Below are 1,503 nucleotides of genomic sequence, written 5' to 3'. Positions count from 1 at the left end.
GGGGATTGGGAATTGGGAATTGGGAATTGAGAATTGGGGATTGAGAATTGGGAATGGGAGATTGAGAATTGAAAAATAGAATATTAGGACTAATATTTAATTTTTGAACAAAACTCAGTACAGTCCTCGCTCCCCAATCCCTGATCCCTGATCCCTGATCCCCGATCCCCGATCCCTTACCCCCGATCCCCGATCCCTTTTATGTTTCATATCAAAAAATACCTGTTAAAAAATGATCTACTCTTTCCCATAACAATCTGGTTTTCGACCAGACTGGTGATTTGGAGTGCTATGTTATTGCTTGCTCCTTTGTTGGATGCACCATCAGGAGGAAAAGCAGCTGTTTTTGGCTGGGGGGTTTTTGATGCTTGGGATACTATTCATTACCGTAATATCACTACCTCTGGTTATGAATACCTGGATGATGGTAAAGGACACAATATAGCCTTTTTCCCCTTATTTTCTCTGATTGTCCGGGGAATGATGAATTTTGGCTTGTCGTTTGAAGTTGCAGGAGTGATAGTCAATAATGTTGCTTTTTTAGCCACACTTTATTGTGTGTATTTTTGGCTGAAAGAATTTCACAGTATACAGGGCGCACGTTGGGCAACAGCTGTACTGGCATGGTGTCCACCGTCGTTGTTTACAGCAGTAATTTATACTGAGGGATTATATTTATTTTTGAGTACGGCAGCTTTACGGGCTTTTGACAAGAATCAGTATGGTTGGAGTGGCTTTTGGGGAGCAATGGCTACAGCGACACGTCCTACAGGGTTAGCATTGATCCCGGCTTTTTTAATTACTGCTTGGAAACAAAAGCGATCGCCTCTTGCTTATTTTGCTGGTTTAGTCACTGCTACGGGAATATTGCTATTTAGCCTGTATTGTGCAATTGAATTTGACGATCCTTTGGCATTTATTCACGCCCAAAAAGGCTGGCGTTCTTCTTTGGGATTTGATTGGCAGGGTTGGTGGAAAATGCTGATGCAAATTACAATCGGCACAGCTAATTGGAAACACGGTTGGATTAAAGATCCCCTGCATCCGCTATTATTTACTGCAATCGTTTTAATTGGTTTTTTAATCTGGCGCGATCGCCAACGCTTGGGTGCAGCGAAAGTAGATTATTGTTTTGCAGCTTTATTTTTACTTTTATGGATACTCGTAGGTGATCCCCTGCTTAACACTTTGTCAGTTTTAGGTGGTGGTTACTTGTTATGGCATTTACGTAGACAATTAACTTTGATCACAGTAATTTATGGTTTCTGTGGTTTGGGATTAATTTTTGCCTCTGGTGGAACTTGGTCACTTAATCGCATTGTCTACGGAATAGTTTCATTCAGCATCGCCCTTGGTGTATTGTTGTCTCGCTATCCTCGTTACGGATACTTAACCCTGTGCTTTTTCACGATTTTACTTGCCAGTTTCTCCGTCCGATTTGCCCAGGAACTTTGGGTTGGGTGAAGGGGATTGGGGATCAGGGAGCGGGGAGCGGGGAGCGGG

The 1,503-nt window shown here is 42.6% G+C and carries 1 protein-coding gene; it reads left to right on the top strand.

Going from position 1 to position 1,503, the window contains the following annotated elements; all coding sequences use genetic code 11:
• Positions 1–201 precede the first annotated feature (201 nt).
• A complete protein-coding gene (locus B4U84_RS23570) occupies positions 202–1,464 on the top strand; it encodes a mannosyltransferase family protein (RefSeq protein ID WP_278248349.1) in 1,263 nt (420 codons plus the stop codon).
• The last annotated feature ends 39 nt before the right edge of the window (positions 1,465–1,503 follow it).

Source organism: Westiellopsis prolifica IICB1, from assembly GCF_004323185.1.
Taxonomy (GTDB): domain Bacteria; phylum Cyanobacteriota; class Cyanobacteriia; order Cyanobacteriales; family Nostocaceae; genus Pelatocladus; species Pelatocladus prolificus_A.
Note: the sequence above shows the minus strand (reverse complement) of the source record. Positions and strands in the feature narration are given on the sequence as shown.